We start from the raw sequence: 15,288 nt of genomic DNA on the forward strand, positions 1-15,288 counted from the left end.
CTAACCTGCCTTTCTAGGTGGGAATGACAAACAGTCGTGCCAACCGCCTCGACCTGATTCGAAACTCGTCCCTGGACACACCGCGCCTTGACGACGAATCCGTGAAACGACTCGGGTCCGGGTGGCGTTGGTGGGCTTGGCGACCTCGATCACAATCCGGCCTGCGTTCACACGTGGCAGCCACGAGGCGGGCTGGTCCGACCGGAAACACCAGCAGGGGCGTTTCGCCCGAACCAGCAACCAGGGATGACCGTTCCCAGACCCTCTGCGGCCGACCGGGACAACGTCACGCCGCACCCGCGGGAGATGGCGAACCGATGGTCGGAGGCCGGGACGTTCACACCAGCTCCGCGCGAAGTCGGACCCAGACACAGGGCTTGCTCGGCCCACCGTGAACAACCTTCGTCGGCGAAGTTCACGGACATGTGAGTCGCAGGTTCGCGAGTGTGTGCCGTTGCCTGTCACCGTACGCTCCAGATGATTCGACTCCGACGTCGGGATTAGCTACATGGGCGAAGAGTTACTTCGTGTGCGCGCTCGCGCGAACTCCCCAAGCCGCTTCACCGCTTGCTAACCCTCGGGCAGGAATCGAACGAACATGTGCCAGGTGTGGTTCATGTCCTCCCAAATCTCCAGGGTGGCGTCACCCTTGGCCTCCTATGCGCGTTCGGCCGGCATGACCGACTCGTCGCGGAGCGTCTCGCGGACGCCTGTCATCAGCAGAAGCGGCGGCAGCCCCGTCAAACCGCCGAAGACCGTGCTCCCGCTGGTCCGCCAGGATTCACTCCTCGCGGGCCAGTCGGCATAGGCCGAGATGGTGGCCGCCGCGGCGGGAAGACTGTTCACCTGCATCTCGCAGGGTGAGCGACAGCGCGGCCGTCAGAACACCGCCCGCCGAGGCACCCACGACGACGGTTCGGCGCGGGGCGACTCCCTGCTCGATCAGCCCGGAATGCCGCGACCACGTCCTTGAGCTGAGCGGGTAGGGGTTCTCAGCGGCCAGCCGGTGCTGACGCCGAACAGGTGCGCCTTCGCCGTCCTGCTGAGGTGGTGATAGAGGTCGCGGTGGGTGTCCGCCGAACGGACGCAGGCCCCCCACCATGGATGTAGTAGATGACCCAGCCGTCGTCGGCGCCCTGGAGGTGATCCATTCGCCGGTGAAATCGCCGAGATCGACGCACTCCCCCACCTCGATATCCGCGGCTCCGGATATGCCGATGAGAAGCCGGTCGATCGCGGCACGCCCCTTGTCGACGTCCGTGATCTCAGGAATAGATGCCCAGAACTGCCCGGCTCCGAGTACAGCATCGCTTGCCATGTCCACCTCCACCGAAGTCTCGATCTCGACAGGCCTCGAGGCCTGTCACGCCTCCGACTCCGACCTTCGATGCCCGTATCGAAACTGTGGTGAACGTAACTGCCGCCCGGTCCGAGGTCAAGGGGTCTGCAGCACTCACAGGAAACCCCACGGAAACGATTTCGCTGCCTGAACGACCTCCCCGCGGGCGCGACCTTCGAGAGGTCGGCATCACTCCGGCGTCACCAACCCGGGCGTGACGCGAGGCGTCGCGGCCGGCACCCCGGGCCATCGATGCCCGTCGCCCGGGTGCTGCTTAGGTCCCAGCGCCGGACCCGGCCGCCGTTCCGTGGCGCCCCGATGCCTCTTGCGATCCACCCGACATGGAGGCGGCGACGCCACAACCCGGGAGGATGGTCACCGACCTCAAGGTGACCGTGCCGAGTCGTCGCACCCATCTACGATCGGGCGCCGGCCGCGCGGAGGCCGGTCGAAGAACGCGCCCGGCGCAGACGATCCCACGGATGCGCGGACCGATCCGGCGAACCTGAGAATGGGGCGCGACGGCCGGGGCCACCCCTTCGCGTGACCCGCCCCCAGCCCCGCACGGTATGGGCCCGGCCGCCCCCTGACCTGGAGCACCCGCCTGAGGGATGCCCTTCAGGCAGCGCTTCCACCACGAGGCCGGACTCCCGGAACTCCCCCTTCCCACCCTGATCCTTCCCTCTTGCGGGAGGTACGGCCAGGGGATAATCTCAATCTCGGCTATTTCGATGTCGGTGTCGAATTACGCGGACCATCGCGGCCTCCGCAGGCGCATCGACACGTCCCCTTGCAGAGCGCCGACGTCATCACGCACCCCAGAATCAGCCCGAGGAAGAAGCGCTCATGGCAGACGCATACATCGTCGGAACAGCCCGTACGCCGGTGGGAACACGGAAGGGAGGACTGGCGGCTGTTCACCCGTCCGACCTCGCTGCACACGTTCTGCGCCAGCTGATCGACAGGACCGGTGTGGACCCGGCCGCCGTCGACGACGTGATCATGGGGTGTGTGGATCAGCTCGGCGGACAGTCCGGCAACATCGGCCGTAGCGGATGGCTGTCCGCCGGACTCCCCGAGAGTGTCCCGGCCGTGACGATCGACCGCCAGTGCGGATCCTCCCAACAATCGCTGCACTTCGCCGCCCAGGCCGTGATGTCGGGGACCCAAGACCTCGTGGTGGCCGCCGGCGTGGAGAACATGGCGATGGTGCCCATGAGCGCCAATGTGAAGGTCCTCGAAGACCTCGCCCACGGCCGCCATGGATCCGGCTGGGACGAACGCTACGGTCAGCACGAGGTCTCGCAACTCCGTGGTGCACAGCTGATCGCCGAGAAGTGGGGGCTGAGCCGACTCGACCTGGAGCGGTACTCCCTCGAGAGCCACCGTCGCGCGGCCCACGCGATCGACAGCGGCTACTTCACGGAGCAGATCGCTCCGCTCGCCGGCGTCGAACACGACGAGGGCGTCCGACGCGCGAGCACACTCGAATCCATGGCCGATCTCAAGCCGGTGCGCGAGGGCTGGGACATCACCGCCGCGGTCTCCAGCCAGATCTCGGTCGGTGCGGCGGCGCTCCTGGTGGCGTCCGAGCAGGCTGTGCGCACCCACGGGCTCACTCCCCTGGCCCGCGTGCACGCCCTGGCCGTCGTGGGCGACGATCCCGTCTACATGCTCACCGGCCCCATCCCCGCGACGCAGGCGGTCCTCAAGCGCAGCGGCCTGTCGATCGACGACATCGACACCTTCGAGGTCAACGAGGCCTTCGCCTCGGTCGTCCTGGCCTGGGCGAAGGAGTCGGGCGCTTCCCTGGACAAGACCAACGTGAACGGCGGCGCGATCGCGCACGGCCATCCGCTCGGTGCCACCGGCGCGATCCTCGCGATGAAGCTCGTCCACGAACTGCATCGCACCGGAGGCCGATACGGCCTCCAGACGATGTGCGAGGGCGGCGGTCAGGCCAACGCAACGATCATCGAGCGCGTCTGACGTTCTCGCACCCATGGGGCCACGTGCAACAGCCCGCACGTGGCCCCGCTTTGGCACGTCCAGTAACAGCCATCCTCAATGAGGAGGAATACTGTGCACACGGCCAAGATCTCTGACATCCAGGCGGACGTCTGAAGATCGCCCTTGCACCGGTTCTCACCTTCCTTGCCGTCGAATACGGCTGGCGTGCGGCGTTCATCGCCTTGTTCGTGCTGGGAATGATCTGGGTGGTGTGCTGGCTGCTGGCGTGGCAGGAAGGGCCTTTCACCAGTGTCGCGGTCAAGAACGATCCCCCGGCGGCAGCGCCGGAGGAGTTGTACACGGAACCAGCTGTTCCGTGGAGTCGCATTCTCTGTTCTCGCACCTACGTCACCAGCGCGATCCTGATCGCCGTCCTCAGTGCCCTGACCACCGTCGTACTGACCTGGCTGCCGTCCTACTTCGAGCAGGGCCTGGGCTACAGCAGGCTCGAAGCCGGATCCCTCCTTGCGGCCCCCGCCCTTTCTGCCCTGATCGTGATCATCACGCCGCGCTCTCCGCGGTCCTTGTCCTGGTCCTCGCCGATCCGGACCGCGATCGCAGGCTCATCCGCAGGCTGAGTGAGTCAGTGCCCGCGTGAGGTGGTGAACGGGCTCTTGCCGCCGCGCCCATCAGCGCACCCGGGGCGCCCGGATGGCCGCGGCGTCGAAGCCCGGCAGGTCCATGATGCTGACGGCCTTCACCACGACGCTGCCCGCCGGGGCGGCTGCCGACAGCTGCCCATCCCTGCCGCCGCCGGCCTGCCCCGTCGCGGGCGCTCGGGCCGTTGGCTCGAGCGCCCCCAACGGGGCGGCTCAGTCCTGAGGACGCGCCGTCGCCGGAAGATCTGCCTCCCCGTACATCTCGCGCAGCCGGAACTTCTGGATTTTGCCGCTCGCGTTACGCGGCATCGCCTCCGTGAAGACGACCGAGGTCGGCTTCTTGTAGGAAGCGATCCGGTCCCGGCAGTAGTCCACGATCTCCTGTTCGCTCGGCGGGCTCGCCGGGTCGACCGGGACGATCACTGCGCGCGGTGTCTGCACCCACTTCGGGTGTTCGACGCCGATTACCGCGACCATGGCCACGCCCGGGTGCGCGTCGATCGCGGCCTCGACCTCGGCACAGTAGATGTTCTCCCCACCCGAGACGATCATGTCCTTCTTGCGGTCAACTACATAGATGAAGCCTTCATCGTCCATCCGGCAGAGATCCCCGGAGTGGAACCAACCGCCGGAGAAGGCGTCCTCGGTCTCGGCCGGCTTGTTCCAGTAGCCCACCATGGTCGTGGGTCCGCGGTAGACGATCTCGCCGACCTCACCCACAGACACGTCCCGCATCTCGTCGTCGACGATCCGCACCTCGATGCCCGGGAGCGGCCTGCCGACGGACCCAAGCTTCCGTACGGCGTCCTTGCCGTGCAGGAGAGTGGTGGTCGCGCACATCTCGGTCTGCCCGAAGGCGGTGAACGCGGGCGTGTCCGGGAACGTCTCAAGCAGGGTGTTCAGCAGCGACGGTGTCGCCGGGGAGGCGCCCCAGGCGAGCCGCTTCAGCGCGAGCTTGCGCTCCTTGACATCGGGTACGGCGCAGACTTCCTGCCACTGGCTGGGCACAAGGTGACAGGTGGTGATCTGCTCCCGCTCCAGCAGGTCAAGGATCGCGACCGGGTCGAAGCCCTTGGAGTCGTCGATCACAACCCGTCCGCCGTCGGCCAGCGCGCGCAGTGTCGCCCCGAGGCCGGCGATGTGGAACATCGGCCCCCCGAGCAGTTGGACGTCCGCCTCTTCCGAGAGCCCGCCGAGCGAAAGGAACAGGAGGAAGGCGTTCATCATCAGGTTGAAATGGGTGAGGATGACACCCTTCGGCCGGCCGGTGGTGCCGGAGGTGTACATGAGGAACGCCGCGTCGTGCTCGGACACGTCGATCCCAGGGTCGTCCGGTGAGGCCGCCGTCACCGTCTCCTCGTACGGTTCCGCGTTCTGCATCGCAGTGGATGTTCCGTCTCCGGCGACCAGGACACAGCGCACGCCGTCGAGGTCCCGCACGGCGTCCGCGGCGGCACCGGCCAGCGCGGCGTCGACGATCAGCGCACAGGCCCCGCTGTCGGCGAGGATGTAGGCGATCTCGCCGGCCACCAGCCGGAAGTTGATCGGTACAGCGATCGCTCCGAGCCGCGCCACGGCGAGGTAGCTCTCGGCGACCTCGATCTTGTTGTGCATCAGCATCGCGACCCGGTCGCCATGCCCCACCCCACGCGCCGTCAGCGCGTTGGCCAGCCGCGAGACACGGAGGTCCAACTCCTGGAAGGTCGCTTTGTGGGAACCGTGCTGGTAGGCGACCCGCTCGGGGTACTTACGGGCGCTTCGGGCAAGTTGCGACCCGAATGACATCCGCCGGCCGGCGGCTACGACGTCGCCATCGGACAGGGGCATAATCCACTTCCTTCTTGTCGCTGATTGAGCAGCACCTTCGACGAGGAGACATCTCCTGTGGTGTTTCACCCGGGGCCGTGTCGGCCCCGGGGTCAGGAGAAGGAAAGGCCTTCGAACCGTCCCGTCGTACGCCATTCCCTGAGGAGCTCGAAGTAGGTCCGCGGCCCCGCCGGGTACCCCTCCATCATCAGGTCCTTCAGCGAGGGGCGCTGACCCTCGTTGTTGTAGTACCCGGGCGTGCACTCCAACCGCGCGCTCGTATCGATCCGGGCCGCCGCCTCGAGGAAGATGTCGACCCAGGCGGTCTGGGCTTCCTCGGTCACCTCGACGGCGTGGTGTCCCTGGGTCAGCGCGTGACCGACCACGGAAGCGATCGTCTGTGCGGCCTCCAGCCACCCGGTGGGGACGTTGAGACCGAACCGTCCGCCCTGGGCGAGCTGCACGATGAACATGTTCGGGAAGCCGTGCACGTGTATGCCGTGCATCGTGCGCATGCCCTCCTCCCACGTCTTCACCAGCGTCAGACCGTCCCTGCCTGTCACCTCGAAGTCGAGGAGCGCCACGGGATCCAGGGAGTAGTCGAAGCCGGAGGCATAGACGATGCAGTCCACCTCGTACTCGGTGCCGCCCACCACCACACCGCGCTCGGTGACCCGCTCCACGCCCTTGCCGTCGGTATCGACCAGGTGCACGTTGGGCCGGTTGTACGTCGGCAGGTACTCGTCGTGCCAGCTGGGACGCTTGCACATCTGGCGGTACCACGCCTTCAGCTTGTCGGCGGTCTCCCTGTCCTCGACCACGGCGTCGACCCGTGCCCGGATATCGTCCATCTTCGCGAAGTCGCTCTCTTCGAGAGCGGCGCGGATACGGTCGGCGGCGCCTCCCTGCGCCGCCGCCGACTTGATCACCGCAGCGGTGCGGTCGGCGATCTGGATGAATCCGTCGTTCAGCAGGTCCTCGACCTTGGCGTCGCTCGGCCTGCCCTGCAGGGAGTCCATCTTGGTGAGGAAGCTGTCGTGATAGCGCTGCTGCCAGTCCGGAGTGTCCGAGATCGACTGGAACCACTCCGGATCGATCGGGCCGTTGTTGCGCTGATCGACCGACGTCGGGGTGCGCTGGATCACGAACAGCTCTCCGGCGTCACGGCCCAGTTCCGGCACGCACTGGATACCGGTGGCCCCGGTGCCGATGACCGCCACCCGCTTGTCCTTGAGCTTGTCCATCGGCGCCCCCTCGGGGGAACCGCCGGTGTAGCCATAGTCCCAGCGGCTGGTGTGGAACGACCGGCCCGCGAACAACTCGACGCCCGGGATGTCGGGCAGCTTCGGCACGCTGAAGGTGCCCGCTCCGAATCCGAGGAAGGTCGTGGTGAAACGGTCACCGCGGTTGGTGCTCACCAGCCAGCGGGAGTTCTCCTCCTGCCAGGCGACCTCGCTCACCTTCGTGTGGAAGAGGGCGTTGTCGTAAAGGCTGAAGTGCCGGCCGATGCGCTGGAAGTGCTCGCGGATCTCCGGCCCGTGCACGTACCGCTCCGACGGCATGTGACCGGTCTCCTCCAGCAACGGCAGGTAGACCAGGGAGAGGCTGTCACACATGACACCCGGGTACCGGTTCCAATGCCAGACACCCCCGAAGTCACCGGCGTGGTCGACGATGCGCACATCGCCGACACCCTGTTCCTTGAGCCGCGCCCCCGCCAGCACGCCGGCCCATCCGCCACCGATGAAGGTGTAGGTCACGTGGTCGTGGACCGGCTCCCGCGGCGTCATCTCCACCCACGGGTCGTGGTCCACGTCATCCGCGAGCCGGACGTACTGGTCGGTCCCGTCAGAACGCAGACGCTTGGCGCGTTCCTCCGCGTACTTCTGGCGCAGGGCCTCTTTGTCGACGCTCGGTCGGGACGGGGAGCTCTCTTGGGTGGGCATGCGTCCTCCGGACGAAAGTCGTGGATTGCGGCTCGAGCGAGCGAGGTGCACCGGTGACGCCGCGGCGTGCACCGAACCGATCCCGCTGTGTCTGAAAGTCGTGGGTTGCCGATCGATGAGGCGGCATCGTCTACCGAACCGGCTGCGTCGTGCCGTGAGAGGACCGCGTTCCGGTAGCCGGCTGATCGATCAGTGCACGAAGCCGGGCGATGTGGCCGACTCTCGCTTCTGCGGTGGCGCCCTGAGGAATGACCGTCAGGTGAGTGACGCCGGCCGCACGGTAGGCGGCAAGCCGCAGCAGGATCTCTTCGCTTGTACCGATCAGGGAAGTGCTGCGCAGCAGTTCCTCCGGAACCGCCATGGCCGCCTCCTGACGACGGCCGTCGAGGTAGAGGTCCTGCAGGAGAGCAGCTTCCTCCGGGTATCCGTACGCACACAGCAGGTTGTTGTAGAAGTTGTGACCGCGCGCCCCCATACCTCCGAAGTAACGTGCGGCGTTGTGGCGTTGCTGGTCGAGCGCTTCCTCCGTGCCCTCTCCGATGGCCAGGGGGCCGGTGGCGACTGTCTGCAGGGGGCCGAGCTCGGGATCACGGCGTTTCAGGCCCCGGGCCAACGCGGGCCCGAACACCTCGGTGGCGCGTTCGGGCCAGTAGAAGATCGGCAGCCAACCCTCGGCGATCTCAGCCGTCAGGGCGACGTTCTTCTCGCCGAGCGCGGCAAGGAACACCGGGATCCGGTCGCGCACCGGTTGGTGGATCAGCTTCAGCGGCTTCCCCAAGCCCGTCCCCCGCTCGACGGGCAGCGGAAGCTGGTAATGGCGCCCCGCGTACTCGACTCGGTCCCGGCGCCAGACGGCCCGGCAGATCTCGACGACTTCACGGGTGCGGCCGATCGGCGCCGTGTACGGCACCCCATGCCACCCTTCGACGACCTGGGGGCCCGAGGCTCCAAGGCCGAGGATGGCCCGCCCGTCGGACAGCGCGTCCACACCCGCCATCGACATCGCGGTCGTGGTCGGGGTCCGGTTGTACAGGCCGAGGATGCCCGACCCTATGTGCACGCGTTCCGTGGCGTGGGCCAGGGCTCCCATGGTCGAGACGGCGTCGAAGCCGTAACCCTCGCCGACCCACACCGTGTCGGCCCCGGCAGCCTCGTAGGCGACGACCTCGTCGATGTAACTCGCGGCGTTCAACGCAATACTGAGACCTACTCCAAGGTTCATGCCTGCGCTCCTCTTTCACAGCCCACCTGCGTCACCGAACGCTTCTGGTGGCTGGTTCGCTCGGATGAGTCGGCCCACCGGTGAGCGCGGCGTGCAGCGGAAGCGGAACCGCACCGAACGCGGGACGCGCGGCGCCGAGACAGGAGTTGGCATGGCATGGGTGCCTCCGGGCGAGCCCAGGGGGGCATGACGACAGCCGGGAGGCCGGAGGCAATTCCGTGCTGTCCGATCGGAGCCTGGTACGGCTCGTGGACTGCGGGGCCGGCGTGAGGGAGAGGGGCCACCACCCGAGGTGCGTCTCCTCCCGGCCGGGCAGCACGGAATGTCCCGGAAATGGTCCCGCCCGCTCCCCCAGGCTGTCCCGGCGCCCCGAGGGTGGGGGGCGACGGGACAGCGGGGCGTCGGTGTGCCGCGTCGGGGCGCGACGTGCCATTCGTCGGCCCGGTCAAGCCGGGCAGTGGGTTGGTGGCGAACCACCAGAAACCCAGTGCTCCGTCACTCCGGGAGGGTGCAGTTTCGTCGCCCGACGCCATCGTCGCGCTCCTTACGGTCGTGCTCTTCGATCAGATGCCGAGCAGGTCCGCCAGGACGGCCTCGTGGTGCTCGGGGTCGCCGAGCAGGACGCGGGAAGCGTTCGCGCGCTTGAAGTACAGGTGCGCGTCGTGTTCCCACGTGTAACCGATACCGCCGTGCAGTTGGATCGTGTCCCGCGCCACCTGTGTGTAGGCGGTGCCGCAGTAGGCGAGTGCCGCTCGTGCGGCGACCGGGAACGCGTCCGGTTCGTTGTCGGCGGCCCTGCACGCGTCCAGAACGAGCGAGGTCGCCAGCTCACCGGTCGTGTACAGATCGGCGAGCTGGTGCTTGACGGCCTGGAACGACCCGATCTGGCGACCGAACTGCACGCGCAGCTTGGCGTACTCGATCGTCATCTCGATGCACCGCAGCAGTCCGCCGAGTGACTCGGCCGCCAGAACAAAGGCGGCGTGGTCGTTGACCCGGCTGTGCACCGTCGTCGGGTCGCTCGCGACCAGGCGACGGGACGGCACCGCCGTGAACTCCAGCCGGGCAACTGCGCGGGTGGGATCCGCGCTGATCAGCTCGGTACGTACGAGTCCGGGCGCGGTCCCGTCGACGACGTGGTACTCGGGCCGCCCGGCGGCTCCGGCCACTTCGACGACGATGTGGTCGGCGAGGGCACCGTCGATGACGAAAGGCGCGGTACCGGAGAGCCCGTCGGCCCCGGCGACCGGCGCCGCCGGCTCCGCGGAGCCCATGCTCGCCGGGGCGAACGCGGCCAGGATCCCACCGGACGCGATGCCCGGCAGCAGCTCGGCACAGGCGGTCTCGTCGTCGATGACGACCAGCGCGCCACCGGCCAAGGCCGTCGATGCGAGATATGGGGAAGGCGTGAGCGCGCGTCCCGTCTCCATGAGCACCACGGCGAGTTCCGTCAGCCCGGAACCGGTGCCGCCGTACTTGTCCGGCAGTCCGATGCCGGTCAGGTCGACGCGTTTGGACAGCCAGGTCCACAGTTCGTCACGGCCACCGACGTCGGCAGCGCCGTCGACGAACGCCCGGACGCGCTCGGCCGGGGAATAGTCGGCCAGCAGCTTCCTGATGGACGCCCGCAGGTCCAACTGCTCGTCGGTCAGGGTCAGCCCCATGTCATTCTCCTCGGGTGGATCACGTGGTCAGGCGCGCTGCGGGCCGGTCTTCAGCTCCCGGAACGGCACATTGGTGTCCGCTCGCGGTTCCTTGGGCAGTCCGAGGACTCGTTCGCTGATGATGTTGCGCTGGATCTCGTTGGTGCCGCCGGCGATGCCGGCCGAGGGAACCGTGTTCAGCGCCTCCGCGAGGCTCCGTGCCCGCTCGTCGGCGGGATCCCAGCCAAGGGCGGTGCCGACGGCGAGGCGGGAAGCGAGGTCGGCGGCGGCTCGGCTGAGCAGGGTCCCCGCCAGCTTGGCCACGGATCCGCGCGCGCCCACGTCCTTGCCGCGTGCGCCCTCTTCACTCAGCCTGGCCTGTAGCTTCTCGAAGGCACGCTCGGCGATGTACAGCCTGGACAGTTCACCGCGCACCACCGGGTCCTGGGCACGGCCGGAGCGTGCGGCGAGTTCCGCGACGCTCTTGGCCGACAGGGGGTTCACCCGGGGGCGGGGCCGCGTGCCGATCGAGACCCGCTCGTGCTTGAGCATGTTGATGGCGGCCGACCAGCCGTCGTTGACCGTGCCCACGACCGCGTCGGCGGGCAGCCGGACGTCGGTGAGGTAAACCTCGTTGAAGTGGGAGGCTCCGGTCATGTCGCGCAGCGGCCGGACCTCGACACCGGGAGCGTGCATGTCCACCACGAACATGGTGAGGCCACGGTGCTTGGGGAGGTCGGCATCGGTGCGAGCGATGAGTATGCCGCGGTCGGCGAAGTGGGCCCGGGAGGTCCACACCTTCTGACCGTTGACGACCCAGCCGTCGACGTCCCGCACCGCCCGGCTCTGCAATCCGGCGACGTCCGACCCTGCCTCAGGCTCGGAGTACAGCTGGCACCAGATCTCTTCACCACGGAGCAGCGGCCGGATGTACTGCCGGCACTGCTCGTCGGTGCCCAGGTCCATCAGGACCGGTCCCGCCATGCCCCAGCCGATGCCGAACGGTTCGTCGGGCAGCTGGTAGGCGCCCGCCTCGGCGTTGTAGGCACGCTGGTGCTCCGCGCTCAGTCCCTGCCCGCCCCACTTCGAAGGCCAGGTGATCCCCGCGAATCCGGCGTCGTAGAGCGCCGCTTGGAAGGCCCGGCTGGCGGGGATGTCGTCCCGGATGTTCGTGCTCGGAGCGTGTTCGGCCAGCCAGGACTTGGCCCGGTCCCGGTAGTGTTCGACGGATTCCATGTCAGGGCCTCCTGTTGGAGAGGATGAGCGTCGCCGCGGCCGTGAACATCCCGCCGACACCCTGAACCAGGCTGATCTCGGGAGTGCCGGCCTGGCGGAACGCCTCGCCTCGGAGCTGGCGTACTGCTTCCTGGATGGCGAACATGCCGTACATGCCGGTGTGGGTGTACCGCAGTCCGCCGCCGTTGGTGTTCATGGGCAGCCGGCCGCCGGGCGAGGTGTTGCCCTCGGCGATGAACGCCCCGACGTCCGCCCGGTCGACGAAGCCGAGGTCGGCGAGCATGTAGAGCGGGAGATGCGCGAACGCGTCGTACGCCATGAGGTGGTCGACGTCCTCGGTCGTGATCCCGGCTTCCGCGAACGCGGCGGCGCTGGACTGCCGGAAACCCTTGGACGACGTCAGGTCGTCCATGACCGAGATGAGCGACGTGTCCATCGACTCGCCGGACCCGAGCAGGTACACGGGAGCCTTCGGACCGTCCAGCGCCCGCTCCGCGGAGGTCACCACCAGCGCGCCGCCACCGTCGGTGAGCGGGCAGCACTGCTGCTTGCGGAAGGGATAGGCGATCATGTCGGAAGACATCACCTCGTCGACGGTCACCAGGTCCGGCCGGCTCGCCCGCGGGTTGCCCTCGCCCCACTTGCTCTGGGCCACCACGACCTCGGCGAGATGCTCCTGCGTGTTGCCGGTGTCCTTGAGGAAGCGCAGTACCGGCAGGGTGAACGAGTTGGGCGGCGCGTACAGCCCGTACGGCACCTCGAACTGCATGAACAGCGAGTCGGGCGGCTGGACCCGCGGCGGGCGACCCACCTGGGAGCGACCGGACTCACCATGCAGCACCAGTACTGTCTCGCAGTGGCCTGCCGCGATCGCGGCGGCCGCGTGACGCACGTGGATGAGGAAAGAGCAGCCGCCCACGGTGGTGCCGTCGTACCACGACGGGTTGATGCCCATGTAGTGCGCGACGTCGAGGGGCGACTGGGTCGCACTGGTGATGCCGTCCACGTCGGACACGTCAAGTCCCGCGTCGGCGAGCGCCAGAACGGCGGCCTCTGCCCGGAGTTCGACCTCCGACACCCCCGGAACCTTGCCGATGCGGCTCTCCGCGGCTCCCCGGATCGCGATTTCCCCGGGCTTCACAGCGCCTCTCCCTCTTCCGCCGGACGGAACACCGGCAGCGACATTTCGCCACGAGGTTCGAAGTCCACCCGCAACGGCATGTCCAGCACCAGCTGTTCGGGGACGGGGTCGACGCCGACGACGGTGCTGAGCATCCGCGGACCCTCCTCCAGCTTGACGATGGCGATCACGTGCGGGGCTTCGAATCCTGGCGCCGGACGGTGGTTGATCACGTACGAGTCGAGCGTGGCGAGACCGCTCACGCGGACCCACTCCAGCTCGTCGTGGATGCCGAACGGCGACACGGTCCGCGGGTAGAACACGTACGCGCCGGTGGTGACCGAACGCTGGATCCACAGCTCCCCGCGCGCAGCCGCGTCCCAGTAGGGGCGCGTCGAATCAGTGGGCCGCGGGACCGGCTTGGGGCGAGGGGCACCCGTGGTCGGCGTCATACGGCGTCACCCTCACGCAGAGTGGCCATGCCTCGGTCCAGCAGGACATTGCCTTCGGAGTCCGTGGTACGGAAGTAGTGCGTGTCGCCTTCGGACCAGATCGAGACGGTCAGCGTCTCCCCCGGCATGACCGGCCGGGTGAACCGTCCGGTGATCGACGCCAGCCTGTCCGGGGCGGCGCCCAGCGCGCGCAGGAGTACCCGGGCCGTGCTGCCGTACGTGCACAAGCCGTGCAGGATAGGACGATCGAATCCGCCACGGGCGGCGAACGCGGGATCCGAGTGCAGCGGGTTACGGTCCCCGGAAAGTCGGTAGAGCAGGGTCTGGTCCGGCCGGGTGGCCGTCTTGACGACGTGGTCGGGTTTCCGCGCGGGCGCGTTCCAGGACGAGGACGGACCCCGGTCACCGCCGAAGCCGCCTTCACCGCGGATGAACGCACTGCCACTCGCGGTGAACAGAAGGTCGCCCGACTTCTCGTCCACGCCTTCCGTGTCCGTCGTGACCAGGGCACCGGATCCCTTGTCGTGGATCCCGGTGATCCTCTGGGTCAGCAGGACCGAGCCCTCCACGGGCAGCGGCTGGTGCAGCGTCAGCGACTGCTGCGCGTGGACGATCTTCGATGTGTCGACGTCGCCGTAGCCCGCACGCAATCCGGCCTTCTGGCTGAGCACGATCGCGTAGGTCGGCAGGATCTGCTGCGCGAGGCTTTCGGTGTTCTCGGTCGTGAGTTCCAGCTCGGCAGCCGGGTCGTCCTGTCCCGCGCCCACTCCGAGGGCGTAAAGGATCGCGTCGGTGGCGTTCCAGGAGATCTGGGCCGGACCGGCGGTACGCCCGACCGCATCGACGTCTATGGTCATCGCGCGCCCTTCTCCGGGATGCTGCCGTCGGTGCCGGCGTTCTCCGCGGCCTCCGCCAGCAAATGGGGCAGGACATCGTCGAGCTCTTCGACCGTCCACCGCTTGTCGCTCTCGGCCGACGGACCCGCGTGCCAGCCCTCGGCGACAGTGACTCGACCGCCGTACACGCCGAACACACGGCCGGTGACGTCCTTGGCGTCCGGACCGGCGAGCCATGCAACCACCGGGGCAACGTTCTCAGGGTCGGTGGGGTCAAAGACATCGGCGGTCCCGGGCGCGAGGTTCGCGGCGGCGGCAAGGTCCTCGGTCATCCGGCTGAGAGCGCTCGGGTAAATGGCGTTCACCGTGATGCCATAGCGGGCGACCTCACGTGCAGTGATCACGCTGAAGGAGGCGATGCCCGCCTTGGCCGCACCGTAGTTCGCCTGGCCGGGGTTGCAGTAAAGGCCGGAGGAGGAGCTGGTGTTGATGACGCGGGCATCGACGGTCTCGCCCGCCTTGGCCAGGTTCCGCCAGTGCGCCACGGCGAAGTGCGTGGGACCGAAGGTGCCCCGCATGTGCACCCGGATCACCGCGTCCCACTCGGCGTACGTCATGTTGGCCACCGTGCGATCGCGCAGGATGCCTGCATTGTTGACCAGCACGTCCAGGCGGCCGAAGTGCTCGATGGCGGAGTCGATGAGATTCTTCGCCCCTTGCTCATCGGCGACGTCGTCCGTGTTCGCGATGGCTTCGCCACCGGCCGCAAGAATCTCCTCGACCACGGCGGCCGCCGGGCCGGCGTCGCTGCCCGTGCCGTCACGCGAGCCACCGAGATCGTTCACCACGACCTTGGCCCCTCGGCGAGCGAACTCAAGGGCGTGACCGCGGCCAATTCCTCGGCCCGCTCCAGTAATAACGGCCACCCGGCCGTCCAGAGTCCTGTTCATCGTTCCTCTTCCTTATCAGGGTGAGCGGCGGTGCGCGGCCCGGGTCGCGCACCGCCCGGCCAACGGCCGCTCACTCGCATCACGGCCGTGCCGCTTCGTCGTAAAAGGGGGGTGCGACGGAGCCCGGTA

At 68.0% G+C, this 15,288-nt stretch carries 12 protein-coding genes; 2 read left to right on the forward strand and 10 right to left on the reverse strand.

The features are described from left to right. Nucleotides 1–781: 781 nt before the first annotated feature. Nucleotides 782–1,318 carry an alpha/beta hydrolase fold domain-containing protein gene (locus ACIRQH_RS37990; protein ID WP_404229816.1) on the reverse strand — a complete coding sequence of 179 codons (537 nt, stop codon included), beginning with the start codon at nucleotides 1,316–1,318 and terminating at the stop codon, nucleotides 782–784. An 867-nt stretch (nucleotides 1,319–2,185) separates the two neighbouring features. Between ACIRQH_RS37990 and ACIRQH_RS37995 the strand changes: the two genes are divergently transcribed. Both ACIRQH_RS37995 and ACIRQH_RS38000 read left to right on the forward strand, forming a co-directional pair. Then, nucleotides 2,186–3,328 (forward strand): acetyl-CoA C-acetyltransferase, encoded by a 1,143-nt coding sequence (locus tag ACIRQH_RS37995; RefSeq protein ID WP_404229819.1) that lies wholly within the window; start codon nucleotides 2,186–2,188, stop codon nucleotides 3,326–3,328. 137 nt (nucleotides 3,329–3,465) lie between these two features. After that, the gene (locus ACIRQH_RS38000) at nucleotides 3,466–3,927 is read left to right on the forward strand and encodes an MFS transporter (RefSeq protein WP_404229972.1); all 462 of its coding nucleotides are present in this window, start codon (nucleotides 3,466–3,468) and stop codon (nucleotides 3,925–3,927) included. A 234-nt stretch (nucleotides 3,928–4,161) separates the two neighbouring features. Here the strand turns inward: ACIRQH_RS38000 and ACIRQH_RS38005 are convergent, their stop codons facing one another. From ACIRQH_RS38005 to ACIRQH_RS38045, 9 genes are all read right to left on the reverse strand, one after another. Then, nucleotides 4,162–5,775, reverse strand: a complete 1,614-nt coding sequence (locus ACIRQH_RS38005) for a long-chain-fatty-acid--CoA ligase (protein WP_404229822.1) — start codon at nucleotides 5,773–5,775, stop codon at nucleotides 4,162–4,164. A gap of 92 nt (nucleotides 5,776–5,867) precedes the next feature. Beyond that, the gene (locus ACIRQH_RS38010; protein WP_404229825.1) at nucleotides 5,868–7,700 is read right to left on the reverse strand and encodes a flavin-containing monooxygenase; all 1,833 of its coding nucleotides are present in this window, start codon (nucleotides 7,698–7,700) and stop codon (nucleotides 5,868–5,870) included. Between the two features lie 130 nt (nucleotides 7,701–7,830). Next, nucleotides 7,831–8,922 carry an LLM class F420-dependent oxidoreductase gene (locus ACIRQH_RS38015; RefSeq protein ID WP_404229828.1) on the reverse strand — a complete coding sequence of 364 codons (1,092 nt, stop codon included), beginning with the start codon at nucleotides 8,920–8,922 and terminating at the stop codon, nucleotides 7,831–7,833. A gap of 563 nt (nucleotides 8,923–9,485) precedes the next feature. Then, nucleotides 9,486–10,586 carry an acyl-CoA dehydrogenase family protein gene (locus tag ACIRQH_RS38020; RefSeq protein ID WP_404229831.1) on the reverse strand — a complete coding sequence of 367 codons (1,101 nt, stop codon included), beginning with the start codon at nucleotides 10,584–10,586 and terminating at the stop codon, nucleotides 9,486–9,488. 27 nt (nucleotides 10,587–10,613) lie between these two features. Then, nucleotides 10,614–11,801, reverse strand: a complete 1,188-nt coding sequence (locus tag ACIRQH_RS38025) for an acyl-CoA dehydrogenase family protein (RefSeq protein WP_404229833.1) — start codon at nucleotides 11,799–11,801, stop codon at nucleotides 10,614–10,616. 1 nt (nucleotide 11,802) lies between these two features. Then, nucleotides 11,803–12,942: a thiolase C-terminal domain-containing protein gene (locus tag ACIRQH_RS38030; protein WP_404229836.1), complete on the reverse strand. Its 1,140-nt coding sequence runs from the start codon at nucleotides 12,940–12,942 to the stop codon at nucleotides 11,803–11,805. Next, nucleotides 12,939–13,373: a Zn-ribbon domain-containing OB-fold protein gene (locus ACIRQH_RS38035; protein WP_404229838.1), complete on the reverse strand. Its 435-nt coding sequence runs from the start codon at nucleotides 13,371–13,373 to the stop codon at nucleotides 12,939–12,941. Before ACIRQH_RS38035 ends, ACIRQH_RS38030 begins: the two co-directional genes overlap by 4 nt. Further along, the gene (locus ACIRQH_RS38040; RefSeq protein ID WP_404229841.1) at nucleotides 13,370–14,230 is read right to left on the reverse strand and encodes a MaoC/PaaZ C-terminal domain-containing protein; all 861 of its coding nucleotides are present in this window, start codon (nucleotides 14,228–14,230) and stop codon (nucleotides 13,370–13,372) included. Before ACIRQH_RS38040 ends, ACIRQH_RS38035 begins: the two co-directional genes overlap by 4 nt. Beyond that, on the reverse strand, nucleotides 14,227–15,159 hold the full coding sequence (locus ACIRQH_RS38045) for an SDR family oxidoreductase (RefSeq protein WP_404229844.1): 933 nt from the start codon (nucleotides 15,157–15,159) through the stop codon (nucleotides 14,227–14,229). The genes ACIRQH_RS38040 and ACIRQH_RS38045 overlap by 4 nt, the downstream gene beginning before the upstream one ends. Nucleotides 15,160–15,288: the final 129 nt, after the last annotated feature.

The organism is Streptomyces sp. NPDC102279 (assembly GCF_044766365.1).
GTDB lineage: Bacteria > Actinomycetota > Actinomycetes > Streptomycetales > Streptomycetaceae > Streptomyces.